Annotated in this window: 21 protein-coding genes and 2 pseudogenes; 8 read left to right on the top strand and 15 right to left on the bottom strand. The window is 61.0% G+C overall.

The window, feature by feature from the left end; translation table 11 throughout:
* Positions 1-17: 17 nt before the first annotated feature.
* The 4 genes and pseudogenes from QA646_RS29565 to QA646_RS29550 form a co-directional block, all read right to left on the bottom strand.
* Positions 18-429, bottom strand: a pseudogene (locus QA646_RS29565) (LysR family transcriptional regulator); the annotation flags it as partial.
* Between the two features lie 256 nt (positions 430-685).
* Positions 686-1,423: a DsbA family oxidoreductase gene (locus QA646_RS29560; protein ID WP_283061151.1), complete on the bottom strand. Its 738-nt coding sequence runs from the start codon at positions 1,421-1,423 to the stop codon at positions 686-688.
* 112 nt (positions 1,424-1,535) lie between these two features.
* A complete protein-coding gene (locus QA646_RS29555; RefSeq protein ID WP_283061150.1) occupies positions 1,536-2,180 on the bottom strand; it encodes an SDR family oxidoreductase in 645 nt (214 codons plus the stop codon).
* A 22-nt stretch (positions 2,181-2,202) separates the two neighbouring features.
* Positions 2,203-2,820, bottom strand: coding sequence for an NAD(P)H-dependent oxidoreductase (locus QA646_RS29550; RefSeq protein ID WP_283061149.1), 618 nt, complete (start codon positions 2,818-2,820; stop codon positions 2,203-2,205).
* Between the two features lie 92 nt (positions 2,821-2,912).
* Here QA646_RS29550 and QA646_RS29545 point away from each other — a divergent pair, with 92 nt between their 5' ends.
* Positions 2,913-3,305 (top strand): helix-turn-helix domain-containing protein, encoded by a 393-nt coding sequence (locus tag QA646_RS29545; protein WP_283061148.1) that lies wholly within the window; start codon positions 2,913-2,915, stop codon positions 3,303-3,305.
* Between the two features lie 61 nt (positions 3,306-3,366).
* On the opposite strand, the gene QA646_RS29540 is transcribed toward QA646_RS29545, so the two are convergent.
* On the bottom strand, positions 3,367-4,248 hold the full coding sequence (locus QA646_RS29540; RefSeq protein ID WP_283061147.1) for an AraC family transcriptional regulator: 882 nt from the start codon (positions 4,246-4,248) through the stop codon (positions 3,367-3,369).
* 134 nt (positions 4,249-4,382) lie between these two features.
* On the opposite strand from QA646_RS29540, the gene QA646_RS29535 reads away from it, so the two are divergent.
* Positions 4,383-5,327 (top strand): aldo/keto reductase, encoded by a 945-nt coding sequence (locus tag QA646_RS29535; RefSeq protein ID WP_283061146.1) that lies wholly within the window; start codon positions 4,383-4,385, stop codon positions 5,325-5,327.
* 1,073 nt (positions 5,328-6,400) lie between these two features.
* On the opposite strand, the gene QA646_RS29530 is transcribed toward QA646_RS29535, so the two are convergent.
* Positions 6,401-6,883: a hypothetical protein gene (locus QA646_RS29530; protein ID WP_283061145.1), complete on the bottom strand. Its 483-nt coding sequence runs from the start codon at positions 6,881-6,883 to the stop codon at positions 6,401-6,403.
* Positions 6,884-7,702: 819 nt separating this feature from the next.
* Between QA646_RS29530 and ltrA the strand changes: the two genes are divergently transcribed.
* Both ltrA and QA646_RS29520 read left to right on the top strand, forming a co-directional pair.
* On the top strand, positions 7,703-9,184 hold the full coding sequence (gene ltrA, locus QA646_RS29525; protein WP_283061144.1) for a group II intron reverse transcriptase/maturase: 1,482 nt from the start codon (positions 7,703-7,705) through the stop codon (positions 9,182-9,184).
* A gap of 389 nt (positions 9,185-9,573) precedes the next feature.
* Positions 9,574-9,852, top strand: coding sequence for a WGR domain-containing protein (locus tag QA646_RS29520; RefSeq protein WP_283061143.1), 279 nt, complete (start codon positions 9,574-9,576; stop codon positions 9,850-9,852).
* Between the two features lie 190 nt (positions 9,853-10,042).
* Here QA646_RS29520 and QA646_RS29515 read toward each other — a convergent pair whose 3' ends face one another.
* Positions 10,043-10,207: a hypothetical protein gene (locus tag QA646_RS29515; RefSeq protein ID WP_283061142.1), complete on the bottom strand. Its 165-nt coding sequence runs from the start codon at positions 10,205-10,207 to the stop codon at positions 10,043-10,045.
* Positions 10,208-10,609: 402 nt separating this feature from the next.
* On the opposite strand from QA646_RS29515, the gene QA646_RS29510 reads away from it, so the two are divergent.
* Positions 10,610-10,888: an HU family DNA-binding protein gene (locus tag QA646_RS29510; RefSeq protein WP_283061141.1), complete on the top strand. Its 279-nt coding sequence runs from the start codon at positions 10,610-10,612 to the stop codon at positions 10,886-10,888.
* A 63-nt stretch (positions 10,889-10,951) separates the two neighbouring features.
* Here the strand turns inward: QA646_RS29510 and QA646_RS29505 are convergent, their stop codons facing one another.
* The 8 genes and pseudogenes from QA646_RS29505 to QA646_RS29470 form a co-directional block, all read right to left on the bottom strand.
* On the bottom strand, positions 10,952-11,284 hold the full coding sequence (locus QA646_RS29505) for a hypothetical protein (protein WP_283061140.1): 333 nt from the start codon (positions 11,282-11,284) through the stop codon (positions 10,952-10,954).
* 53 nt (positions 11,285-11,337) lie between these two features.
* Positions 11,338-11,661, bottom strand: a complete 324-nt coding sequence (locus QA646_RS29500) for a DUF736 family protein (RefSeq protein WP_112756744.1) — start codon at positions 11,659-11,661, stop codon at positions 11,338-11,340.
* A 582-nt stretch (positions 11,662-12,243) separates the two neighbouring features.
* Positions 12,244-12,662 (bottom strand): annotated as a pseudogene (locus QA646_RS29495) (hypothetical protein).
* Positions 12,652-12,912 carry a type II toxin-antitoxin system prevent-host-death family antitoxin gene (locus QA646_RS29490; protein ID WP_112756809.1) on the bottom strand — a complete coding sequence of 87 codons (261 nt, stop codon included), beginning with the start codon at positions 12,910-12,912 and terminating at the stop codon, positions 12,652-12,654. Before QA646_RS29490 ends, QA646_RS29495 begins: the two are co-directional and overlap by 11 nt.
* An 81-nt stretch (positions 12,913-12,993) precedes the next feature.
* Positions 12,994-13,935 (bottom strand): DUF2493 domain-containing protein, encoded by a 942-nt coding sequence (locus tag QA646_RS29485; protein WP_283061139.1) that lies wholly within the window; start codon positions 13,933-13,935, stop codon positions 12,994-12,996.
* 329 nt (positions 13,936-14,264) lie between these two features.
* Positions 14,265-15,302: a toprim domain-containing protein gene (locus QA646_RS29480; RefSeq protein WP_283061138.1), complete on the bottom strand. Its 1,038-nt coding sequence runs from the start codon at positions 15,300-15,302 to the stop codon at positions 14,265-14,267.
* A 12-nt stretch (positions 15,303-15,314) separates the two neighbouring features.
* Positions 15,315-19,667 (bottom strand): bifunctional class I SAM-dependent methyltransferase/DEAD/DEAH box helicase, encoded by a 4,353-nt coding sequence (locus QA646_RS29475; protein WP_283061137.1) that lies wholly within the window; start codon positions 19,665-19,667, stop codon positions 15,315-15,317.
* 128 nt (positions 19,668-19,795) lie between these two features.
* Positions 19,796-20,050, bottom strand: a complete 255-nt coding sequence (locus QA646_RS29470; RefSeq protein ID WP_283061136.1) for a DUF6117 family protein — start codon at positions 20,048-20,050, stop codon at positions 19,796-19,798.
* Positions 20,051-20,392: 342 nt separating this feature from the next.
* Here QA646_RS29470 and QA646_RS29465 point away from each other — a divergent pair, with 342 nt between their 5' ends.
* From QA646_RS29465 to QA646_RS29455, 3 genes are read left to right on the top strand one after another with little or no spacing between them, the layout of a single operon-like run.
* A complete protein-coding gene (locus tag QA646_RS29465; protein WP_283061135.1) occupies positions 20,393-21,943 on the top strand; it encodes a tyrosine-type recombinase/integrase in 1,551 nt (516 codons plus the stop codon).
* Positions 21,937-22,851, top strand: coding sequence for a tyrosine-type recombinase/integrase (locus tag QA646_RS29460; RefSeq protein ID WP_283061134.1), 915 nt, complete (start codon positions 21,937-21,939; stop codon positions 22,849-22,851). The genes QA646_RS29465 and QA646_RS29460 overlap by 7 nt, the downstream gene beginning before the upstream one ends.
* Positions 22,848-23,852: a tyrosine-type recombinase/integrase gene (locus QA646_RS29455; protein WP_283061133.1), complete on the top strand. Its 1,005-nt coding sequence runs from the start codon at positions 22,848-22,850 to the stop codon at positions 23,850-23,852. Before QA646_RS29460 ends, QA646_RS29455 begins: the two co-directional genes overlap by 4 nt.
* The last annotated feature ends 21 nt before the right edge of the window (positions 23,853-23,873 follow it).

Below are 23,873 nucleotides of genomic sequence, written 5' to 3'. Positions count from 1 at the left end.
CCCAATCAAAAAGAGCAAACAAGCTTCAAGCTCGTCTCGAGGCGAATATCGGTGTCCGGACATCTCGTTTGGAACCGATCGATACGCGGCAGCAGCCAATTGGCGGCAAAAGCAGGGCTGACGGTGACTTTGGATGCCGCCGGTGGTAGATTCGCGAAGACGATCCAGGCCCATGCCGAGTCGATCAAGCCCGGCGCGGATATCCGGCAGCGCGCGATCGGCATTTTCGGTCGGGGTCAGCCGGGCCTTCCCGGTTGCGCTGCGATGAAACAGCGGCATGCCCAGCCATTCTTCCAGTCCGCGCACCATTTGTCCGACCGCGGCCGCGGTCACATTCAGCTCTTCGGCCGCGCCGGAAAAGCTGCCATGGCGCGCACTGGCCTCGAAGGCACGCAACGCGTTGAGATAGACCGGCGACTTTCTGTTCAAAGTGACTTTCTCCTGCGCGACAGAAGGGAGAACTGATCGGTAACAACGCGAAGCAACATGTCCGCTTTAGGTCATACCCGGTCAAGCCCCGTCGCCGCACCGCGCGTCCCCCGATCGGACCCGCTGTCGCCACCGCACTCTGCAAAGAGCTTGGCCAGCGGTTTCATGTCATGCCGATAAGGCCTGATGGACCAGTCGAAACCGGCGGCTTTTCCCTGCCGGGCCATTCTGGACCAGAGCGGACACTGCTGAGAATTCAGTCAGCCTTTCCAATGGCCTTGGATTTCAGAGCCTCGCAGCCGTCGTCCGTGCAGCAGCCTGCGTCGACGATGGCAGCCCCTGAAATGCTGCCGCGCGGATGTGCCTCCATCCAGGCCTGCGCCAGCGCGTCCCGGAAGCTCTGTGACGTCTGTGCGCCGGCGATGCCGAATTTCTCGCCGATCATGAAAAATGGGACACCCTTGAGACCCAGCCGTCGCGCAGTCTGCGTGTCCGCCCGAACCTGATCGGCGAAAGCATCGCTGACGAGGACCACATGTGCTTCATCGGCATTGATGCCGATCTCTCCGGCAAGCTCGACCAGGGTATCTATATCACCGAGCGCCTTGCCCTCACTGAAGTAGGCCCTGAACAGACGCTCCTCCATCCCCGTTTGCACGCCTCGGCTGCGTGCGAAGTGGATCAGCCGGTGCGCATCGAACGAATTGCCGTAGCGTGCCCGATCGAACTTGTAGTCAAGTCCTTCCCGCGCGCCGAGCCGACGCATCTGGTCATTCATCGCGACGGCCTCCTCAATGCTCAAGCCGTGTTTTTCCGACAAGATGTCGTTGAGGTTCTTGTTGGTAACGGGCGGTGCATCCGGGTCGAGCTGGTAGCTGCGCCAGATGACATCCACCTGTTCGCGGTGCTCGAACTGCGACAGGGCGGCGTCGAAGCGATGTTTGGCGATGTAGCACCAAGGGCAGGCAATATCGGACCAGATCTCGACTTTCATGGTCTTTCCTCTGTTAGTCTGATTGCTGGCCCGTCGCGAGCCTCCCGGACGTGGCGAGATGAACATCAATGTTCCTGCAGGTTGCCCGCATACTGCCAGCTTCCATATCGGTTTATGAACGGTCGGCAATGCCAGGGGCGGCCCGCACAAACTCTCTGCTCGAAACCTGATCGAACAGGAATTTCGCCAGATTGCCTCTAGACAACTTCATGCCCAGCTTCGCCTTTCCGTAGAAGCCGACCGCCGGGCCGCCATTGGCTGGGCCGTCCTTGAGGAAGGGAAGCCTCACCAGGGTCCAGTCGAGGCCGGAGCCTGAAATCAGTGCCCCGATTGCCTTGATGTCGTCATAGGCACCCCGGGCAATAAGCTTGATCAGCATCCCCATAGCCTTCGCCTTCAGATCGAAGCTGTCCTGTGGATCGCGGTGACTTGAGGTCGAGACCTGAACAAGCCGCCGGACACCCAATTCGTCCATGGCCGAGATCACGTTTCGAAGTCCATTCATGACAGGCAGCGCTTCTTGCGTTTTGGCGCCGTTCGGGCCAAGGGCGCTGATCACCGCATCGGAACCGGCGATGTTTCTCCGGATCGCCTCCCGATCCTTGAGATCTCCGGTGACGATGGCAATCTTGCTGGCATAGTCGGACAGTTTGGCCGTATCGCGGGTGTAGGCGGAGAGTTCGTAGCCCCGCCTGAGACCTTCTTCGATTATGTATTTTCCGGTGGGACCTGTGGCCCCGAAAAGCGCAATCTTCATCCTGTTATACTCCGGAAGCCAATTACGCGGCGCGTTCCAGCGCAGCTCGGATCGTTGTTTCGGTGGAGGCTATGGCAACCTTGGCTGCATCTGGACTTATGAGCGTTCCTTCCACCCGGATCACTTCGATGTCCGTGAGGCCGATGAAACCGAGAAGGTGAGTGAGATAGGCGGTCTGGAAATCGAACGGCGCATTTGCACCTTCCGAAAAGACGCCGCCGGTTGCGGTCACGAGATAGACTTTCTTGTTCGGCAGCAAACCCATCGGACCAGTTGTGCCGTAGCGGAAGGTAACGCCCGGCCAAGTGATATAGTCGAACCAGGCCTTGAGCTGCGTCGGCGGGCCGAAGTTGATCATGCCCGAGCCAATGACGATCACGTCGGCGGACAGAACCTCGTCGACAAGGCTTTGGGCGAGATCGACTGCTTCGATCTGTTCTACGGTGCGTGTCTCGGGCAGGGCGATGCGGCCATCGATGTAAGCCGCGGTGATATGCGGCAGCGGTGCTGCCCCAAGGTCGCGTTCGATAATCGCGTGGCCAGAGCGAGCGTTGAGGCTCTCAGCGATCTCACGGGCAAATCGGGTAGACAGGCTCTGAGGACCGCGTGGGCTCGAGGTGACGAGGAGGATGTTGGTCATAGCGTACTCCAAAAGGCAGTATGTTTTGCTGACCAAATATGTAATACTGACCGCCAACCCCGCAAGAACGCATATTTTCAAGGCCTAGTCACATGCATATGCCTGCCCCGCCAAATGCCCCTGGGACCAACCCCGATTGTCGGAAGGTCAACGCGATTCTCGGCCGCATCGGCGACAAATGGACCATCCTTGCGATCACGATGCTGGCCGACCAGCCGCGGCGCTTCAACGAGTTGAAGCGACTGATAGGCGGGATTTCCCAGCAAATGCTCACCCGCACATTAAAGGCCTTGGAAGCGGACGGGATGGTGACGCGCAAGGTCTATCCCACCATACCGCCTCAGGTCGAATATGGCCTGACCGATCTCGGCCGTTCTCTTGCCGCACCGATCATGCAATTGGCGACTTGGGTGCTGGATCATCTGGGCGAGATCGAAGCCCATCGCGTGTTACACGAGGAAGAGTCGAGACAGCTGGGGAAGTAGCTCGCCAGTTTTCGTTCCCGCCTCCGCGCGAACGGGCTCGCGCAGGTGCTGTGGGAAGACCTCAAGGCACTGGATCAACGATGTTCTGCAGTTTTCCGGCATCCTGCCGGGGTGGTGCGCCGAAGAGCCGCTTGTATTCGCGGCTGAACTGCGAAACGCTCTCGTAGCCGACCGCGTAGGCAACCGTCGCCGCTTCCGAGTGCTCCGCGATCAGCCGCCGGCGCGCCTCATGCAGGCGGATTTGCTTTTGGTACTGCAGCGGGCTCAATCCGCTGATCGCTTTGAAGCGGCGATGGAACACGGATAGGCTCATCCCGGCTACCATAGCCATGGCTTCGATACTCAGATGCTCCGCGTAGTGCTCGCGAATCCAGGCCATGGCCCGCCGGATATGGGACAGGCGGCTGCCGGCGCCGGCGATCTGCCGAAGCAGCGCGCTCTGTGGTCCCATGAGGAGGCGGAACATGAGTTCGTGCTCCCTATGACGCGCCATGACCGGAATTTCGCTGGGACGGTCCAGAAGTTCGGCGAAGCGCCGCCAAGCCTCGATCAACGCCGGGCCCGCGGGACTGAAGCCGAAGCCTTTGTCCGTTGGCGGCTCCGGCATGCCGCCCATCTCCAGGAGCAGCGCCGAGATCACCTCCGGATCGATGTAGAGGTTGAGCGCGACATAGGGCTCTTTGGGTGAAGCCTCGCTGATCTGCCCCATGGCGGCGAGTTCGGCTGCCACCACCATGCAGTGGCCGGCGCCGTATTCCAGAACCTGGTCACCGATAAAGACCTGCTTGGATCCTTGCAGCACGAAGCAGACAACCGGGTCATAGACCAACCACCCGCGCTCCGAGGGTCGGTCGAAGGTGCTGACGCTGACGCGCGGCAGTTTCAGTTGCTGCTTGCCGGCATGGCGCAGGACGATGGCTTTGAGTTGGGCAAGATCGGTCATGCGACCATTGTTCCCGTTCGCCTGGAAACGTCAAGCGATCGGCAGGATCAGGCAATCAATCGGCAGGATCGAGCATCGCGTCGTCGATGGGGGAAAGCCACACTGGGCACATCCAACATGAAAGGACATTCGCGATGCAGCAACGCAAGCTTGGCCGGCACGGCCTCACGGTCGGTGCCATTGGGTATGGTGCCATGGGTACCGCCATCGGTTACGGCCCGAGCGACGACCAGGAGTCGATCAGGGCGATCCGCCGCGCCCATGCGCTCGGCGTCACCCACTTCGACACCGCCCGCATGTATGGCTGGGGTGAAGGCGAGAAGCTGCTCGGCATTGCTCTCAGGCCGATCCGCGACCAGGTGACGATCGCGACGAAGTTCGGCCTGACGGAAAGCTACGCTCCCGACTCCCGGCCGGACACTATTCGTCAAGTCGTGGACTCCAGTCTCAGGGACCTGAACGTCGAGACTATCGATCTGCTCTACCAACACATCCCCGACCCCAACGTCCCGATCGAAGACGTCGTGGGCGTGATGCAGGAGTTCGTCCGGGCGGGCAAGGTGAGATATCTCGGCCTTTCCAACTCGGACGAGGACACCATCCGTCGTGCGAGCGCCGTTGCCCCCATCTCGGTGCAGCAATACCAGTATTCCATCTTCGCCCGGGATGTGGAGCCGCTGCTGCCGGTCCTTGAAGAACTCGGCATCGGGCTGGTTGCATACTCGCCGCTGGCGCGCGGTTTCCTGACGGGCCAAGTAACATCCCGCGACCACTGTGCAGCCGACGATTTCCGGCAGCAACTCGGCTGGTGGGCGCCGGCGAATTTCAGCAAGAACGTCGAGCTTGCGAAGGAACTTGGCTCATTAGCCACCCAGAAGGGTCTCAGCCTCTCCCAGCTTGCGTTGGCTTGGCTCTTGACGCGAAAGGACTACATCGTCCCGATCCCTGGCTCTCGCAACCCGAAACGTGTAGCGGAAAACATTTCGGCTGCGGAGCTGGTGCTGACCAACGCAGATCTCAAGCGGATCGACGAGATCGCTCCACGTGGGGGCGTCGGCGGGCTTGTCTGGGGTGAGTAAGATCAAATTTATCGATGTGGGCTGGCCTGAACCCGCCCACACCGACCTTCAGCGGAAGGCGTTAGAAATTTCGCTCTTGAAGGATTTGAGTGGTCGGTGGCGGAGTCGTATTGTCTAACGACGTCCTGACGCGCCTTCCCCGACGAAATCCGGCCTCCCGACGTTTGCCCACTTCCCGCGTGAGTGACCGTGGCGCCGCAAGCATTATGAAAACGCTGCATGGATCTGTGAAAATATCTAAGCGGCAATGCACCTATTTGCGTATCCGCCTATTCGCACATTCGCAGGCCCGTTGAATCGGCGAACCACCTATCGGCGGGTTCGCCCATTCGCTGATTAGCGTAGCCGCCTGACCGACGAAATGCCGCTGCATCTCACTGCGGCCGAAGGCTCTTTGCCCCAACGATTCGGTTCCCCAGCCCTCCCCTTGCGCCGGCCCGACGTCTCTTCCTCATGACCTCGTTACGTCTGAAAGATGAAAGACCGGGAAACCCTTGCTCGCCTCTGAGGCGACTCGCCCCTCGGGCGAAACGGCTATTGGTATACCAATAGCCTATCCTGCCATCTCAACTAAATCGGCCCGGCCACCGTGCCCGAGGCGCTAATGCTGTTGCGAGTCGTCAGACGAAGCAACAGCGATCACAGGCTCAGGCCTGTGATCCGCGCCGGAGGAACAGCGCGGTGGCCGGGCCGATTTAGTTGGAGATGCTGAAGCGAGCCGTCGTCGTGAGGTGCCGGGATGTCCGTGACTGAAGGGAACGGGCATTGATGGCACACGAACGATGAGACGGCGAGCGCGCCGCAGGAGAGGACGATCATCTGCAGCGGATGCCCGAAGTATGAGGGCGTAGCGCAAGGTGATCATCCTCTCCGTCTTGTTTGGAGAAGTCGCGGCAGCGTCTATCTACCGGCCCGGAAGGCCGGGCGGGTCTCGACCCGCTCCGCAGTGAGAGGGGAGTTTGAGGGGAGAGCGGCTCTCTCCCCTCAAGACCGCGCACGGGTTCGACGCCTGCAAGCGGTCAAGCCAGCGGATGAGACGAGAGACGGCCAAAGCCGCCTCTCGTCTTGTCATTTCAGTCGTAGACGACGCGGGCGACGCTGACCGCGATGCCTGTCTCCTGCGCAATATCGCGGATGATCGCAGCGAGGGGACCGAGTTCGTCGTCGCTCAGACGGATGGTACTGGGGTAGCGGATCTCGATGCCGTCGCAGTCTGCCGACTGTGCGTAGTGCCACTCGCCGCCATTTACCCGATATTCACAAGTGTCATAATCGATCTCCAGCTCATCGAGGAGCACGGTCGTCCGGCGGGCGAGGATTTCCTCCTCGCCTTGAAGCTGGCACGAGATCATACCGTCGGGATCGTCCCCGGAAAGCACTTGCCGCTGCAGGGCCATAATGTGGCGCGTCGAGTCGATCGTCCCATCGAGGTCAGCCAGCAGCCGGTCGTGTAGCGTCTTTGAGAATTCATCCTCGCAGCCGAGACGGTTCGCGCTCACGAGAAGCTTGAAGCCGGCGAGCTTGGCATAGAGCATGAGAAAGTTGAAATCAGACATAAGAAACCTCCTTTTCGTTCTGACGAAAAGGGGCCCGCATTGGCGACCCAAGGGGTCAAGGATCGCGCGAGCGACCGCCAGCGGCGGCGAGCGGAGGAACCGATTTTTTCGGCGTGGCGCGTGAGCGGCGCGGCGGAAAAATTGGAGGGGCCGCGATGTCCTTGAGGCCGCCGGGGCGAATGCGACAATAGGAAGTCAGGTGCGACCTGGAAAGTCGTGCAAGTCTCGGTTTTACAGGAGGAATTCAGGAGATGAACTAACTGATAAAACCGGTTGTTCCATCAACCGTTCCCTACCCGGACACGCGGAGTTGGTAACGACTCGGTGTGAAGCTTCGGGAACAATGCAGCCACCGGATGTCCGGTACACCGAACCGCGAGGCGAGGTGGAATCTGCCAGCACGAAGGCGGTGAGGCGCGAGGGACGGGCGGTAACGATCAACATACGTGAACCTCTGATAAACGTCGTGACCATTAACAAGCCAAACGTGCTGACAGGCTTGAACCAAAAGGTATGCAGCAAGGTGTGGTCTCCTCTGACTTGAGCCACCATGGACGATAAGCTGCCGGCGAATAGGAGGGATCCGACCCGCTCTGAGACTTGTACGGAACAGGGTAAGCCCGTAGCGCTGCCGGAAACGGCAGGCGAACTGTAAGGAACGCTGTTGGCGCTGCGGGTAAAGGAAGGCGGAAAAAGCGAAAGCCCGGCTGTAATGGCCGGGATATGGGCTGCAACATTGCCCAACACGAAAGTGGGCAGACTTCCGCCTGGTCATTCATGGTGAGAGAGCATGACAAATCGCTGGACGAGGAAAAGCAGATGACGGCCAGGGATGCGAAAGCATCGATGGCTGGTGCGTCCTCGCACGAGGCACAGATGTGGGATCAGGCGAACTGGCCTCACATTGAGGCAATCGTGGAGCGACTTCAAGTACGTATCGCCAAGGCCACTCGCGAAGGCCGATGGGGCAAGGTGAAAGCCCTGCAACGTCTGCTGACCCGCTCGCACAGCGGCAAAATGCTTGCTGTGAAGCGGGTGACGGAAAATCGTGGTAAGAACACGCCGGGAGTGGACGGAGCAATCTGGTCAACCTCGGCGGCCAGATGGAAGGGAATGTCGACGCTACAGCACCGTGGTTATCGAACGATGCCACTGCGCCGCGTCTACATCCCGAAAAGCAACGGCAAGAAGCGCCCCCTCGGGATTCCCTGTATGCGGTGCAGAGCGATGCAATCCTTATGGAAGCTCGCTCTGGAACCCGTGGCAGAGACCCGGGCGGACCCGAACTCCTATGGATTTCGGCCCAAACGCTCGACAGCCGACGCCATCGGCCAGTGCTTCATCACGTTGGCGAGACACGTTTCGCCAACGTGGATTCTGGAGGGTGATATCCGTGGCTGTTTTGACGAAATTAGCCACGATTACATCCTCAAGCACATACCGATGGATAAGGGCGTCCTGCGAAAGTGGCTTCAAGCCGGATATATCGAAGAGGAAACCCTGTTCGAGACGACGGCGGGGACTCCCCAAGGCGGGGTAATTTCGCCGACGATCGCGAACATTGTGTTAGATGGGCTGGAAGCAGCGGCACACGCAAGCGTGGGGTCCTCGAGACGCACGCGCGAGAAAGCCTGCCTGAACGTCATCCGCTATGCAGATGATTTTGTCATCACCGGCATTTCCAAGGAAATACTGGAGGACAAGGTCATGCCTGCGGTCAGGGTGTTTCTGGCCGCTCGGGGTCTGGAACTCTCGGAAGAGAAGACCAGAATAACGCATATAGCGGAGGGTTTCGATTTTCTGGGCCAGAACGTACGCAAGTACAACGGCAAGCTCCTGATAAAGCCGTCCAAGAAGAGCGTGAAGTCGCTCCTCGATAAGGTCCGGAAAATCATAAAAGGTAACGCCACCGCTACGCAGGCGTCATTGATATATATGCTCAATCCGATCATTCGGGGATGGGCGATGTATCACCGGCATTGCGCGGCAAAGGCAACCTTCTCTTTGGTGGATGACCGCATCTGGCGAATGCTTCGGAAATGGGCGGGCCGAAGGCACCCCAACAAGACAGCACGATGGGTGCAGAACAAGTACTACCGGACTTATGGAAACCGGAACGGGGAATTTGGCACGGAAGACACCAAATATCGGTTATTCCGCGCAGCCACGGTCTCAATCACGAGGCACATCAAAATCCGCGCTTCGGCCAGCCCATTCGATCCAGTATGGCACGAGTACTTCGCCCATCGTCGAGCCACGAAATCAAACGCCGAGTGGCCCGGTGCCACAGCATGGTGCTGAGGAATGGCTTGAGCCGGGTACGGGGTGATCCGTACGCCCGGTTCTGAGGGGGCGGCGGGGCAGCGATGCCCCGCTGCTACCCGACAGAGAGATAGAACACGGCGCCTTAGGCGCCGTGCCCATATCCGGCGCCCAGCCGGCTATGTAGCATATCATCGCGCACGGTCGCGGAAATTCGCGCCGCCAGTGCGCCAGGCGCGAGAGGGGCGTGACCCGAATGGGCGGAGACCGCTAGCGGGCTTCGTGAGCACGAGCGAATAGCACCGTCCGCCGCAGGCGGCTCGCCCAGATCGTCAGCCGAAAACTCATCAGCAGCAGGAATCAATCAAGCCCGACCGATTCAAATATGTCGTTGGACGCCGAGTCCGCCTTGTCCGATTCTCAACTTCATGACTGCGCAATCCTACCAGCTCTATGTCGAACGCATCGACGCCGGGAAGAACATGGCCCGCTTTTATGCCATGTCGATTGAGCCCAACCTGTTCGGCGAGACCTGTCTCATCCGCCGATGGGGTCGCATCGGCGCGACTGGCCAAAGGCGGGAGCATCATTTTGCGCGGGAGGAAGAGGCGGTCAGCCTGTTCCTTCAGCTTTTGCGGAAGCGACGGTCGCGCGGATACCGGCCCAAACCTTATTTCCCGCAGGATGCATCAGGTGACAGATGGTGAAGCGACTGTCGTGGAGGCAGATGCCATCCTCACATCGGGGAGACGAGATCAACGAGCAGCGTGAACACGGGCGCTTCCGCCCTTCATACAGGAACCACGGCAGGTGTTGGCAGACGATGGCTAAAGGGGTCAGAGCCTGAAGCGCCGGTCGATCCGGCGCATCAGGCCAGGCGATATGGCGAAAGCCGCCTCAGAAAGGCGGCTCGGCGTCGATTGCGCCCTCCTGTTCGGCCATGATCACAGCCAACTCGGCGCAGGCGAGTTCCAGCTCGACCTCGATCTCGCGTCGTTCATCGTGGTATACGGCATTTCGCAATTCGGCCCGCAGCTCTTCAATGTGTTGTTCCAGAAGCATCGTCGTCTCCTTGACGTTTGTGAAAGACGACGCGTGCGGTCATGGGGGCATGGCGGGGTCAAGGATCGCGCCAGCGACCGGCGGAGCCGGCGAGTGGGGGAGCCGATTTTGGCAGAGCGAAGGGAACCGGAGCGGAGGCAAAATTGGGGGCACCGCTCGTCCTTGAGGCCGGCATGGCGCCATGGCATCCTCGGTCGGACTGAGCAGATATTTCCTCTCCGTATCGCACCCGAATTCGAAGACGGGCTCGATGCCCGTCTTCGGGTTATCTGACAGCTGACAGCTGACAGCGCGAATAGCTGTGGAGATCCGGGCTTTCAACGGCATTTGCCGAAGCTTGTCGATGACAGCGCCGATCGGCAATGGCAGGGATTCTGCATCTGAAACGATGCGGAGAAGAAAATGACCACAACCAACGAAATCGCCGACAAGATCGCGAGCGAGCATGGGCTGACCAAGGTTCAGGGCAAGGCCATCGTTGAGGCGGTGATCGCTTCCATTACCGAAGCTGCGGTTGCCGGTAATGAGACGTCCCTGCCCGGCTTCGGCAAGTTCAAGGTAAAAGAAACGCCGGAGCGCGAGGCACGCAACCCAGCGACCGGCGCAACCATCCAGGTCGCCGCGGCCAAGAAGCTGAGCTTCCAGCCGGCCAAGGCACTGAAAGACGCGCTGAACAAGTAATCTTGCCAGCCAAGCAAAAAAATAGCCCGGACCGAGCCGGGCTATTTTCGTTCTGAGTTTGCATCAGTGCACGGACGTCCGCTCAAGAAGATCCTGAATGATCGTGTCGCTGACCGCGTGATCGGCTTCCCGGGCATGGTCGTCCAGCAGCTTGTGAAGAACGCCGGATGCCAAGGGTATGAAGTCGAAACCACGTGCGATCGCCGCGGTCCGCAGTTGCGACAGTGTCCCGAACTCCTGGAAGTCCGTCCCCAGCCAGAGTTTCAGGTCCTCGCCTTCGGCATCCGAAAATGCCTGGAGGAAGAACGTCTGAAGCGGACGGTCGTAACCGATAATGGCATCCGGGTCGGCGTGGCGGGATGCGGTCCTGGTGACGGCAATTGTGTAGCGGCTCATAGGGGCCTCCTTTGGAATTGGGGAGGCCGGCCCCGAGGGGCCGGCGGTCCGGTTCAGGCCGGGCTGTTCCAGAGGATGACCTTCTTGCCGGGCTCACCGCCGGGCGCCGGGGCGACGTTGCCGAAGATGACGCCGATCTCGGGTGCCTCGAGCGTTACTGAGAGATATTCCTCGCCGGTCTGACGGGAGATGCGGTTCCAGCATGCGCCGATTTCGAAGCCGGTCTTGCGGTGAATGACACGGAAGTCGGGGGCTTCCTTGCTCGCCTTATTGGCGTTGGGGACGATGGCGATCGGGGCGTTGACCCGGATGGTGGCGAAGACGCCTTCGAAAGTTCCGTCGGTTTTTTCGGTGAGGGTTGCGATCGTGGTAGCCATGGGATTGTCTCCTTCGTTGCATCGGGACCATTCCCGATGGCGCCCGAAGAAGGGGCTGCGCCGCAGGCGTCACCGAAGCTTTAGCGGAGGGGAACCCCCTTGCGGGGTTGACGCTGATCGCGGCCGGTCCCTTAGAAAGGCGACATAAAGAACGGGAATGGTCCTTGATTGCGACGTCGGCAGGAGACCTCGCCTTGGCTGCCCTTTGCGGACCCGCGGAGTGCCGCGCTCGTCGATTGCGTCGGTGAGTGTTCGGTCAACGGATGCTGGCCGCCAATCATCTGACGCGACGCCAGAGATCAGCCCCCTCCCGATCCCATCGTCATTGTCAGAAATGGCTTCGGTCGGTGTGGCGCTCGAATTGCCGAACACCATGGCGCGACTGCAGCTCGGTTGAATAAAGGTCACAACACCGGTTTGATTGCCGGGTGTCGTTCCCGCGCGGTGATGGTCAAGAGAGGGAGACCTGCCAAAAACAGCCGCCAGTCGGAGAGTTGCCTCGTGAGGCCGGCCTCCGACATTAACGGCGCCGGCGATGTAGTCGCCGGAGATGTGCCGGATGATGACCGTTTCGATCGCCGCTCAATCGAGGCGGTTGACCCGGCCGGATCTGCCACGCGCCTCGGCAAACAGGCTCGCGATCTTTATCATGAAGGGTTTGCTGAAGCGGCCGAGAATGTCCTGGCCCGGCTCGATGTACCAGGAGCGTTCGACGATGTCATAGTTGTATTCGTCGGCCATGATCCAGCACTGCTTCATGTCGCTTAAGCCCGCGCGCTTCCGCTCAATCTCCGGGATCTCCAGAGCGGCCCGACCCGTTTGCGGGGGCTGGGTGGCGATGGCGAGAAGAGCAAGGTGCGTATTTCCGTCGGCGGCACTTCGGATGGCGATGACGACGCAGACCGGTCGCTGTTTGCGGCCTTCGGTCTCGCCGCGCTGCTGCTGCCAGGCCCAAGATAGGGATAGGAGATGACTTCGCCGGGCCGGAATTCATGGCTCATCATCGTAGCCTTCGCCGCGCGCCAGCCGATCTATCGCCTCGTCGAACAGTTCCGCATGCTCGGCGGGCATATCGGAGATATGATAGGCGCGGCGAGGGTCGCCGCCCGTGCGCATGCGCTCATAGTGCTCATAACTCATCAGCACAAAGCGAGGCTTCTTGTGGCGGGTGAGCATGACCGGTTCGCGGCTTGCCGCATCGGTAATATCGCCGATCTGTTTGTTCAGGTCGCCTGTGGTGAACTGCTTCATGGCTATGGTCTCCAGCGTGTTTTTCCATATAACCCATTTTTCCCATGTTTTCCACATTTTCCATCTTTCGGAAAACGGCGCTCACGCGCCGTCTCCTGAAGCCTGCCAGACCGGAATGCCGAGGCGACGCGCCTTGTCGGCAAGGTTACCGGTGATGCCGTTTCCGGGAAAGACGATCAATCCGGCGGGCATGACAGACAGCATCTCGTCATTGCGCCGGAACGGAGCGGCCTTTGCGTGCTTGGTCCAATTGGGTTTGAAGGTGATCTGCGTCACCCGGCGCGCCTCCGCCCAGCAAGCGGCGATGCGTTCAGCACCTTTCGGCGAACCACCGTGCAGCAACACCATATCAGGGTGTTTGGCTTGCACCTGATCGAGCTTGGCCCAGATCCGCTCATGATCGTTGTAGTCCATGCCACCGGAGAAGGCGATCTTGGTGCCGGCCGGGATCAGCACTTCGGTTTCGGCGCGCCGTCGGGCAGAGAGGAAGTCCCGGCTGTCGATCATTGCCGCCGTCATGGTGGCGTGGTTGACCTTAGAGCCGGTGCGCGGCCGCCAGGACGAACCGGTCTGCGCCTCGAATAGATCGGCCGCGTAGTCGCGCATGAACTCGAAGGCATTGCGCCGCTCAAGCAGCGTGATGCCCTCGGCGATGAGGCGTTCGAGCTCGACACTCTTCACCTCCGAGCCGTCCTGCTCGCGCTGGCCGGTGCGCTGCGCTTCTTCGTTGCGGTCGAGCTCGCGCTCGATGCGCTCACCGGCGCGATGGAAGAGATTGGGGATCGACCAGAACAGGTCTTCGAGATCGGGTTCCAGCCGGGTGTCACCGAGCATTTCTGCGAGCGCATCGAAGATCGTGGTGATCGACGAGCGGACCTGCTGTTCCTCCGGCAATGGGCGCGGGTCGGGCTCGTCCTGGAAGGGGCGGTAGCCGAAAACCTGCATCTCGTAGATGAAGCGATCGGTCGGGGAGGACGCCTGATGGGGCTCGAAGGTGTCGTCGGGGTGAAGGATCATGTCCATGATGGTCTCCATCGGTTTGGGCCGCGCCTCTCGCGGCCTGACGGCGAACCCGATCACGCGGGCCGAGGCCGGAACCGCAAGCGAAGTGCCGCGGCCCAGCGAAGCGCCGGGCGGCGGAGGGAAGGTTTCTTGATCCGCGGGGAATGACGGGCCGCGTCTGCGGACCGGCAGGGGAAGAAACCCGACCGACCCGCTGAAGGCCCGGAGGCCCGCGTGGTAAGGGTCGCCTCTCGGCAGGCCCGTGGGCGCGCGCTCATCCTATGAGAACCGTGGACCGCCGCCCTTCGCGAATGCCGCCACACCCTCTCCCCACGCTGTTCCGACCCGCTTCACGTAGGCAGAAATGCCATCGCGTCTTCCGGAGTGAGTTGGGCCCTGAGGTTTGCGGTCAGCCGGTCCGGGCCCAGCCAGCGAAGATCCTCATTGAAGTCGCCGAGCTCCGGCGACAGCACCAGCGGCAGGATCCCCTCTTCCTGTGCCCGGCGGCTCAATCCCTCGATCCCATGTCGGCCGGCGGCATCCGCGTCAGCTGCGATGTAAACGCGCCGGCATTCCGGCGGAAAGCGGAAGGCGGCAAGGTGAGTGGCCGTGAGCGCCGCCACTATCGGCATGCCGGGCATCACGTGTGAGAGGGACAGCACGGTTTCGAGGCCCTCGCCTGCCGCTATCACCGGGACAGGTGCATTGACCGGAAAGCCGAAGCGGACGCCGTTCCCGAGCAGTCCGCCAAGAGCGCGGCGCGGATCGTCGACCTTCGCCTTGCCGTCGCCGTCGGGATCGAGCCAGCTACGATGCACGCCGGTGATCGCGCCGGGACAGTCAGTCACGGCGGCGATCAGGGCAGGATAGCTGCTCGTCCGGCCCGTGACGAGGTCGCGATAGTAGCAGGACGGGTGGAAACGGAGCGCCGCATGGATGGATGCCTTCAGGATACCGCGCTTGCGGAGATAGACATCGGCCAATGTGCCGGCCAGCGGCTGCGTCATTCGAAACAGACGCCTGGCGCGTTCAGCCGCAGGCCGTTCGACCGGTGCTGAATCACCGGCGTCGGCCCTCCGGAACGACACCGGCTCCGGTCGAGGCAGGCTGAGGAAGTGGCGCGCCTCGCCTGCAACGTCCCGGAAGTCGACGAGGCCGCAGGTCTCGCGGACGAGGTCGAGCAGATCGCCGAACTGTCCAGTCGCCGCATCGGTCCATCGGCCGGCGCGAGGACCGACCAGATGGACATAGAGGGACCGGCCCTCGTTGTTGCCGACATCGCCGACGAGCCAGTAGTTGCCAGCCCGGCGGCCGGCGGAGAGATAGTGGCGGCAGACCGCCTCCGCGTCTTGCGCGAGACGATCCGCCAGTTTCGAGGCGGAAAGCATGGCGGGCCTCCCTCATGACCGGCGCGCGACATCGACAAGGCGATGACGCTCGATCAGCCTCGACAGGATCTCCGCACCCTCATCTGTCGCCGGCACGAAGAAGCGCAGCTTCCAATTGATCATCTCGGAGAACAGTCCCACCGAGCGCAACCACTCGCGCATGCCATCCGTGAAGCCAGTCAGTTCGACGCGGTATTCGTTCATGACGCGCACGCGGCGGAGCGTCATGTCGCCGGCGAGGCCGACGATAGAGGATCCGTCGACTAGCGACGCCCAGGCCTGGTCAGCGCTCAGCACTTCCGTCTGATCGATCCCGAAGTTGCGGCAAAGGCCGGTGAGCCGATCCGGCGCGATGACCCGGCCGACGATCCGCTCGCCGTCATCGGTCTGCAGCCGCCGCACCCGGCAGAAATCCTGCGGCAGCAATTTCCAGATCGGCAGCAACAACCCGCTGACGATGTGCATCGTCGACGTCGAGAATTCCGGCACCGCTGCGACCTCGGTATTCCAGGCAAGGGCGAACGCTTGTTCGTCGGCCTCCTCCCAGTTGGTCTCTTCAAGTTGCCGGACTTCGAAGCGCAGCTCATCCATAGGCCGGATCAACGACACGCGCGGCTGGACCGAACCGTCGTCCAGCATGATCGAGCGCGTCGGGACCATCACCGCCGGCCGGCCCGACTTGCCGTTGATCATCAGCTTGGCGCGTGCGTCCTGCCTGACCAGCGCCCGCACATCGTCAAGCAGCATCGGTGCATTGCGATCCCTGCGTTCGATCGTCAGCAGGTGCGACTGCGCGCCGGTGACCGGATGCGTGTAGATCAGCCGGCGGTCGGTGACCGTCATGCTGTCGGCGGTGATCGTCTCCAGGCCCTTGTCGTAGATGCCGGCGGCGATCGCTCCTTCGACGCGTGCCGCCAAAAGTTGCTCAAAGGCTTCGAACAGCACGTTCTGCATCGCGATGGTCAGCGCCAGCATTCTGTTCAGGAAGGTCTGGATCGGCGGCAGCTCGTCCTTCAATCCTCCCTCCTCCGAGGTCAGCGACAGGCCGGTGATGCCCTCAAACTTATTCAGCGAGCAGCCTTCGATCCTGCAGGCATGCAGCAGTCCGTAGAATTGCCGCAGCGCGTCGCGGGCATATTGCGATTCGAGATTGTCCTCGGATCGGAACATCCCCTGACCGCCGGTCTGGCGTTGACCACGGGTGATGGCGCCGAGCGTGTCGAGACGCCGGGCGATGGTCGAGAGGAAGCGCCGTTCTGCCTTGACATTGGTGGCGATCATCCGAAAGCGCGGCGGCTGCTTCTGGTTGGTGCGATGACTGCGCCCGAGACCCTGGATCGCCACGTCGGCTCGCCATCCGGCTTCCAGAAGGTTATGCAAGCGCAGGCGCTGATTTTTGGCGGCAAGATCCGCATGGTAGGATCTGCCGGTTCCACCGGCATCGCTGAAGACGAGAATGGCTTTCTCGTCGTCCATGAAGGCACGGGCCTCGTCGAGATTGGCGCTGCCCGGCCGGTTCTGAACGGCATAGCGCACAATGGAAGTGCTGTCCTCACGACGAACGATGCGGCGAGAGCGGCCGGTGATCTCGGCCACCTTCTCGGTTCCGAAATGCTGGACGATCTGGTCGAGGGCGGTCGGGATCGCCGGCAGGCTTCCCAGTGTTTCGACCAGTTCGTCGCGGCGCCGTTCGGCCTCCCGGCAGATCACCGGCTTGCCGTCCGCATCATGAACCGGCCGCGAGCTGAGATTGCCGTCAGCGTCGGAAAATTCCTCAAAAAGCTGTACCGGGAAAGAGTGAATCAGGTAGTCGATGACATATTCCCGCGGCGTCACGTCGACCTGCAGATCGCCCCATTCCTCGGTCGGGATCTGTGCCAGCCGGCGTTCGGTCAGCGCTGCCCCCGTCGAGACGAGTTGGACAATGGCCGCACGGCCTTCCTCGAGATCGTTGGCGGTGGCTTTGAGAAGGGCCGGCGTCTTCATCGATGTCAGCAAGTGATTGAAGAAGCGCTGCTTCGAGCTTTCGAAGGCGGAGCGCGCGGCAGCCTTGGCATTTTTGTTCAGCGTCCCGGATTTGCCAGTAATGCCGGACGCTTCCATCGCGGCATCGAGATGGTTGTGGATCACCTGGAACGCTTCTGCATAGGAGTCGTAGATGCGGATCTGTTCCTCGGTAAGCTCGTGCTCGAGGATCTCGTATTCGACGCCCTCGAAGGAGAGCGAGCGCGATGCGTAGAGGCCCATGGCCTTCAGGTCTCTCGCCAGAACTTCCATCGCAGCGACACCGCCATCTTCGATTGCGGCAATGAACTCAGAGCGCGTCGGAAAGGGAAAGTCACTGCTGCCCCAAAGGCCGAGGCGCTCGGCATAGGCGAGCGACTCCACTTCCGATGCGCCGGTGGCAGAGACATAGACGACACGGGCGCCCGGAAGGGCACGCTGCAGCCGGAGCCCTGCCCTGCCCTGTTGCGATGCGGCCTTTTCGCCGCGCTCGGTTCTGCCGCCGGCGGCATTGGCCATCGCATGGCCTTCATCGAAGACGATGACACCATTAAAATCGTTCCCGAGCCAATCGACGATCTGCTGAACCCGTGACCGCTTGCCCTCGCGCTCATCGCTGCGCAGCGTCGCAAAGGTGGTGAAAAGGATGCCCTCCTCAAGCTTGATCGGCTTGCCCTGCCGGAAGCGCGACAGGGGGGTGACCAGGAGCTTCTCTTGACCCAGCGCTCTCCAGTCGCGCTGCGCGTCCTCGATCAGCTTGTCGGACTTCGATATCCAGACATGCCGCCGGCGACCCTTCAGCCAGTTGTCGAGAATAATGCCGGCAGCCTGGCGACCTTTGCCGGCGCCTGTTCCGTCGCCGAGGAACCACCCGCGTCGAAAACGAACAGCGTTTTCCGCGTCGGATGCGACCGCCTTGAGATTGTCAAAGGAGGTATCGACGCTCCAGTGCCCGGCAAGATAGCCGGAATGGGCTTCACCGGCATAGATGACGCTTTCGAGTTGGGCGTCGGAAAGATCGCCGCTTACGACGATGCGCTTCGGCAGATGCGGGCGATAACTCGGCTTCGGCGGTGCGACGGAGGCCATTGCCACGGATTCGACCAGCCTGTCGGGATGGGGCCTTGCGTCGGAGATGTGGATCGACTGCAGCCGGTAGGATTCGTAGATGCCGTCAACTGCGTTGGCCTCGTCCTTCGGCTGCGCGTCCCGCAGCTCGTAGGACAGTTCGATGACCTCATCATCGACAGGTGCAGCGCGATGCCGCGGCGCCGCAACTGCTGCTGGACGCATCCCGTCCGCGCGCAGGATGCCGTTGGAGGACACTCCAATGGGGTCTGGCGCCCTCGCCAGGGTGCGAGGTGGTAGGTCAGCGATCCAAGCGAGAAGCGTTTCCAGATCGGACGCGGTGCCCCTCGACATTGCGAGCTTCGACGGATCGCCCGCCGGAATCTTGTCGATCACAGTGAGGCGCGTTTCCATTGTCGTTCCATGACGGGCGTAGATGCTGCCGTCGATCGCCGCAGTGAACAGTATCGTGCTCTGCTCCTGCAGACGAACGAAGGCGTCGCGCCACGCGAGATTCTCGGGAGAACGGCTCGCGCCGGTGATCGCGATGAGCCGGCCACCGGGAGCGAGACGAGCGAATGCGGAGGTCAGATGCCGCCAGGCAGCGTCGGCGACGCGACCTTCCACATGGACACCGGCCGAGAACGGCGGGTTCATCAGCACCACGGTCGGCCGAATGGAACGGTCGAGGTAATCGTCGATACGTGCGGCATCGTGTTGGAAGACGGGAACATGGGGGAAAAGCCGCTGCAGCAGAGAGCACCGGATCCCCGCGTATTCGTTGAGCACCAGGCGGGCGCCTGCGAGTTCGGCGAAGATCGCCATAAGGCCGGTTCCGGCCGACGGCTCGAGAACCACGTCAGCGGCCGTGATGCCGGCAGCGCGAGATGCGATGTAGGCAAGAGGGACCGGAGTTGAGAATTGCTGTAGGGCCCGACTCTCCTCCGACCGTCGGCTATGGGTCGGCAGGAGGTTCGCCACTTTCGTCAGCATCGCGAGTGTCGATTGGGGCGAATGCGCGCGGGAAACGATCGCTGGCCCGAACTTGCGCAGGAAAAGGACCTGAGCGGCTTCGGTCGCTTCATAGGCGTCTTTCCAAAGCCAGAGGCCTTCGGCATCGCTGCCGCTAAGGGCCTCGATCATGTTCTGTCGCAGGTCGCCTGAAGTGACGACTTTGCCTTGCTCCAAAAGCGAGGCGATCCGACCGGCAGCTTCTATAAGTTCGTCAGCGCGGCTTTTGGTCTCAAAACGCGAAGGGGCGGAAACACTTTGAGGATACGAGATGATATTCATTGAAGGTTGCTCCATGAGTGAGGAAAGAACGGCGAGGCCCAACACCCTGCCGAACGGGTCGGAGGAGCGAAATCGGGCAGCCAGCAGGGATCGGGAATGCCAATAAAACCGTCGGCGATTGTCAGCGGTTAGGTTGCAGGGCTCGCAAGGAAGCCGGTTGGATCGTCGGGATCGGGGGGAAGGTAGGCGTCGTATGGATTGCCATCGGCGAGATGGCCGAATGGCGTGAAGATATATTCGCCGCCGTTGCGGCCAACGGCGCAAAGTACGCAACGCGGCTCGCGTGTAGACGCATCGATGCATTCGATAAGAGCAAGATTGCCGTCGGACGCGGCGCGCAACAGCGTGTCGAAGTTTGCGCGGGAATGATCGGGGATAGCCATTGGGGTTCTCCAGACAAAATGAGGCCCGGCGCTTGACCGGGCTCTGGGATGACTGCGATGGGGTTTGTATACGCGGCCGGGTCCGAGCCAGGCGGGCGTGAACATGTCAGGAGGCGCTCTCCAGCAGCTTCTTCGCCTTGCCTTCCAGATCGAGGCGCGTGTCCTGATTGGTCTTCGTGCGCGCCAGCGCGGTGATGCCCTGCACGAAATCGAAGATCGATTATGCGGAGTATATGATTATGCCGACCACGCCGTGCCAATTGCCGTCATGCTGGGCAAAATCCAACTGATTTACTCGGCATAATTAAGCTCCCTCGGGTTCAACAACCTTGAGGAATCAATATGCCATTAGACGCCTATCACCAATCAGACCCAAAGCCGGCTGAGCATGCCAACTCATTTTTTTGCGATGCTGTAACCGAGTTTCTTGCACCTATGCGCGGCAAGGCCGGTATTTTCAGATATTCCAGCGCCGCCCGACACTTCTTATTCTGGCTCGATCAGAACCGAACCCAACTCAGCAGTGTCAATGCGTCGACCGTACGGCGCTTTGCAAATCATGCATGTAGTTGCCCACGCTATAGCGCCGTACAGCTCCGGGATCCGTACTACATCAACGTGGTTCGTCGATTTGTCCGGTTTCTGGAGGATCGCGGTGATATTCGTCGCGCGGATGAGGTCCACGATATCAATCAACACCTTGCCCGATATGCAGACCGCCTCACGCATCTCGGTTACGGCTCCTGGGCACATCGCGTGCTATTCTCAGCCGCGGAGCATTTCGCCCTATGGCTTCGGGTCTCGCGTCTGCGATGGGCCGATGTCGATGACGCTTTGATAGAGCGTTTCGCGCGTCACAATTGTTGCTGCGGCCTCAGACGTAAGAATGGCAAGCTGGCCGTCTCCGGATTACAGAAGCGCCGCCGAGGCGCCCAGCGTTTCCTGAGTTTTCTCAGGGAAGGCGGTATGGTTCCCGCCTGCCGCGCTATAGATGATAGCCCAGAGGTCGGCGATACCCGGCTTATTGCATATCGAATTTGGCTTGAGCGACATTGCGGAATGACTGGTAATACAGTCGAGCGATATCTGTACGAAGTCGCTCGATGGCAAGCCGATCTTGGAGATGATCCTGCTTCCTATGAGGTGACGGCCCTTCGCAATATAATGCTGAACCAGCCGGCGACCCGTTCACGTTCTTCGATACGGCTGACCGCAACGGTCCTGCGAAGCTATCTGCGGTTCCTCGCTGCGCGCAACGAATGCCGGCCGGAGCTATGTCATGCTGTGCCATCAGTCGCACGACGGCGACTATCCAATCTTCCACGATATGTCAGCGAGGCCACCGTCGAACGCATCATTGCGTCATGCGGCAAGGCAACGTCGGCGGATTTGAGAGACCGGGCGATCATCCTGTTGCTGGCCCGCCTTGGACTGCGCGCTGGCGACATCTGCCGACTGCGCTTTTCCGATATCGACTGGGCAAATGCCCTTATCCGCGTGCACGGGAAAGGACGCCGATCGGCGAACTTGCCATTGCCTCAGGACGCAGGCGATGCTTTGCTCGCCTACATTGAGCAGGCCCGGCCACTTGTGGCGGAAGAGCGGATTTTCTTGCGGCTGCAAGCTCCATTCACGCCTCTCGCTTCATCATCACAGATTTCCGACATCCTGTCCCGCGTGCTTGCGCGTGGCGGAATCGAGGGAGTGCCGACAGGAGCGCATCTGTTTCGTCATTCACTGGCAACAAGACTCCTGCGCAATGGGGCAGGCCTGGAAACGGTGGGAACTGTTCTGAGACATCGCTCGCCCTCGACGACCGCCATCTATGCCAAAGTCGATGTTCCGATGCTCAAGCAGATCGCCCAGCCCTGGCCAGGAGATGTGTCATGCTGATCGACAATGTCATCCGCTACGTCGCCCTTCACCGTCGGCTCGGTCTGACATTCGACGAGCAAAGCCGAACCCTTACCCTTTATGCCCGTTATGCCGAGGCCCACGGAGATCGATACACTTCCGTTACGCGCATCCATGACTGGTGTGCGAGTGCCTCGTCGCCCGTTCGCGCTCGATCATGCTACGACGCCGTCCGGCGGTTTTGCGCATTTCTGAACGCCGAGGATCCATTGCACGAAGTGCCACCTGCCGGGGCATTCGGTCGCGGCAAACGGCCGCGTCCCGCTCCGTACCTTCTGGAAACCCATCAGATTCGTGCCATCCTGGAAGCGGCACTGAAGCTGCCTCATATAGGCTCCATTGGTCCCTGTACTTACCATCACCTGTTTGGCCTTCTGGCAGCAACCGGTCTGCGGGTGTCGGAAGCTCTGGCGTTGCAGCGAAGCGACATCACGGATGACGGGCTGATCGTCCGGAATGGAAAGTTCGGCAAGGACCGGCTGCTACCAGTCCATGAGACGACCCGCCGCGCCTTGGCCGAATATCTCACCATACGCAACAGGGCCGATAGTGACAGCAATGATTTGTTCGCTCTCAGAACCGGCTATGCCCCCAGTAAGGTAACAGCACACGTGACGTTTGTGCGGATCGCCCGGCAGCTCGGGTTTCGGGGGCCGACAGGAACGCCGGGGCCGCGCCTGCACGATTTGCGCCATACCTTTGCAGTCCGCTCGCTCGAAGCCTGCGCTCATGACCGGCAAGCCGTCGCTCATCACATGGCGGCACTCAGCACCTATCTCGGCCATTCGGATATCGCGCATACCTACTGGTATCTGGAGGCGACGCCCGTTCTGATGCACAACATTGCTGCCGCGAGTGAGCAACTGTTCGGGGAGGAACTGCCATGACGGCTCTCGCTCCCTTGCTGACGGCCTTCTTACGAGAGCACCTCCCTCGAGAACGTAACGCCAGCCCGCATACGATCGCCACCTATGCTCACGCCTTCGCTCTCCTGGTGCGTTTCGCCGCCGGACGGCTAAAACGGCGGCCATCCGACCTCTCCGTCGAGGAGATTGATCCGGACCTGGTTCTGGCGTTCCTTGATCATGTCGAAGGAGAACGTGGCAATGCGGCCCGATCACGCAACGCCCGCTTTGCGGCAATCCGATCATTCTTTCGCTACCTTGAGTACAAGGCACCCGCATGTCTTGAGCAGGCGTTGCGGATACGAGCCTTGCCCATGAAGCGAAGCGACAAGGCGTTGATCGATTACCTCACACTGGAAGAGGTAAAAGAACTTCTTTCCGCCCCAGACCCACGAAGCTGGGGCGGCGTGCGAGATCGGGCCATGCTGCACTTGACCTATGCAGCCGGACTGCGGGTTTCCGAACTGCTCTCGCTGCGTCTCGACGATTTTTCCGACCGGTCGCTTTCGATGGTTCGCATTCTTGGCAAAGGTCGACGGGAGCGCGTCCTGCCGCTCTGGCGTGAGACGCAGGCTGCGTTGCGGGCTTGGATCGTGGTGAGGCCGCAAGCCTCGACTCCGGAGCTGTTCCTCAGCAGGAACGGCGAACGCATGAGCCGGGACGGCTTCGCTCATCGGTTGGCACTGCACGTTGCTACCGCCACCCGGAAACGGCCGGCGTTGTCCGGCAAGCGGGTGACGCCGCATGTGCTCCGGCACAGTTGCGCCATGCACACGCTCGCCGCGACCGGCGATGTCCGCAAGGTGTCGCTATGGCTCGGTCACGCAAGCTTGCAAAGCACGGAAGCCTATCTACGCGCGGATCCCGCCGACAAGCTGGCTGTGCTGGCAGCACATGCGCCGCCAGCCATCAAGCAGGGTCGTTTCCGACCACCATCCGATAAGCTGATGGCGGTGCTCACCGAACTGCGCAACGCCACGTAGCGCACGGTATCGGGGCCTCTT

This window comes from Rhizobium sp. CB3090, assembly GCF_029714285.1.
Lineage (GTDB): Bacteria > Pseudomonadota > Alphaproteobacteria > Rhizobiales > Rhizobiaceae > Rhizobium.
The sequence above is the reverse complement of the archived record's forward strand: the minus strand, read 5'-3'. Positions and strand labels throughout refer to the sequence as shown.

Bases quoted from the DNA above. Each gene is read 5' to 3' on its own strand.
- QA646_RS29455 (WP_283061133.1), top strand. From the start codon at position 22,848: ATGACGGCTCTCGCTCCCTTGCTGACGGCCTTCTTACGAGAGCACCTC.
- QA646_RS29520 (WP_283061143.1), top strand. From the start codon at position 9,574: ATGACTGCGCAATCCTACCAGCTCTATGTCGAACGCATCGACGCCGGG.
- QA646_RS29465 (WP_283061135.1), top strand. From the start codon at position 20,393: ATGCCATTAGACGCCTATCACCAATCAGACCCAAAGCCGGCTGAGCAT.
- QA646_RS29560 (WP_283061151.1), bottom strand. From the start codon at position 1,423: ATGAAAGTCGAGATCTGGTCCGATATTGCCTGCCCTTGGTGCTACATC.
- QA646_RS29515 (WP_283061142.1), bottom strand. From the start codon at position 10,207: ATGCTTCTGGAACAACACATTGAAGAGCTGCGGGCCGAATTGCGAAAT.
- QA646_RS29535 (WP_283061146.1), top strand. From the start codon at position 4,383: ATGCAGCAACGCAAGCTTGGCCGGCACGGCCTCACGGTCGGTGCCATT.
- QA646_RS29540 (WP_283061147.1), bottom strand. From the start codon at position 4,248: ATGACCGATCTTGCCCAACTCAAAGCCATCGTCCTGCGCCATGCCGGC.
- QA646_RS29550 (WP_283061149.1), bottom strand. From the start codon at position 2,820: ATGACCAACATCCTCCTCGTCACCTCGAGCCCACGCGGTCCTCAGAGC.
- QA646_RS29460 (WP_283061134.1), top strand. From the start codon at position 21,937: ATGCTGATCGACAATGTCATCCGCTACGTCGCCCTTCACCGTCGGCTC.
- QA646_RS29530 (WP_283061145.1), bottom strand. From the start codon at position 6,883: ATGTCTGATTTCAACTTTCTCATGCTCTATGCCAAGCTCGCCGGCTTC.
- QA646_RS29490 (WP_112756809.1), bottom strand. From the start codon at position 12,912: ATGAAGCAGTTCACCACAGGCGACCTGAACAAACAGATCGGCGATATT.
- QA646_RS29500 (WP_112756744.1), bottom strand. From the start codon at position 11,661: ATGGCTACCACGATCGCAACCCTCACCGAAAAAACCGACGGAACTTTC.
- ltrA (WP_283061144.1), top strand. From the start codon at position 7,703: ATGACGGCCAGGGATGCGAAAGCATCGATGGCTGGTGCGTCCTCGCAC.
- QA646_RS29545 (WP_283061148.1), top strand. From the start codon at position 2,913: ATGCATATGCCTGCCCCGCCAAATGCCCCTGGGACCAACCCCGATTGT.
- QA646_RS29505 (WP_283061140.1), bottom strand. From the start codon at position 11,284: ATGAGCCGCTACACAATTGCCGTCACCAGGACCGCATCCCGCCACGCC.
- QA646_RS29480 (WP_283061138.1), bottom strand. From the start codon at position 15,302: ATGCTTTCCGCCTCGAAACTGGCGGATCGTCTCGCGCAAGACGCGGAG.
- QA646_RS29485 (WP_283061139.1), bottom strand. From the start codon at position 13,935: ATGGACATGATCCTTCACCCCGACGACACCTTCGAGCCCCATCAGGCG.
- QA646_RS29555 (WP_283061150.1), bottom strand. From the start codon at position 2,180: ATGAAGATTGCGCTTTTCGGGGCCACAGGTCCCACCGGAAAATACATA.
- QA646_RS29510 (WP_283061141.1), top strand. From the start codon at position 10,610: ATGACCACAACCAACGAAATCGCCGACAAGATCGCGAGCGAGCATGGG.
- QA646_RS29470 (WP_283061136.1), bottom strand. From the start codon at position 20,050: ATGGCTATCCCCGATCATTCCCGCGCAAACTTCGACACGCTGTTGCGC.
- QA646_RS29475 (WP_283061137.1), bottom strand. From the start codon at position 19,667: ATGAATATCATCTCGTATCCTCAAAGTGTTTCCGCCCCTTCGCGTTTT.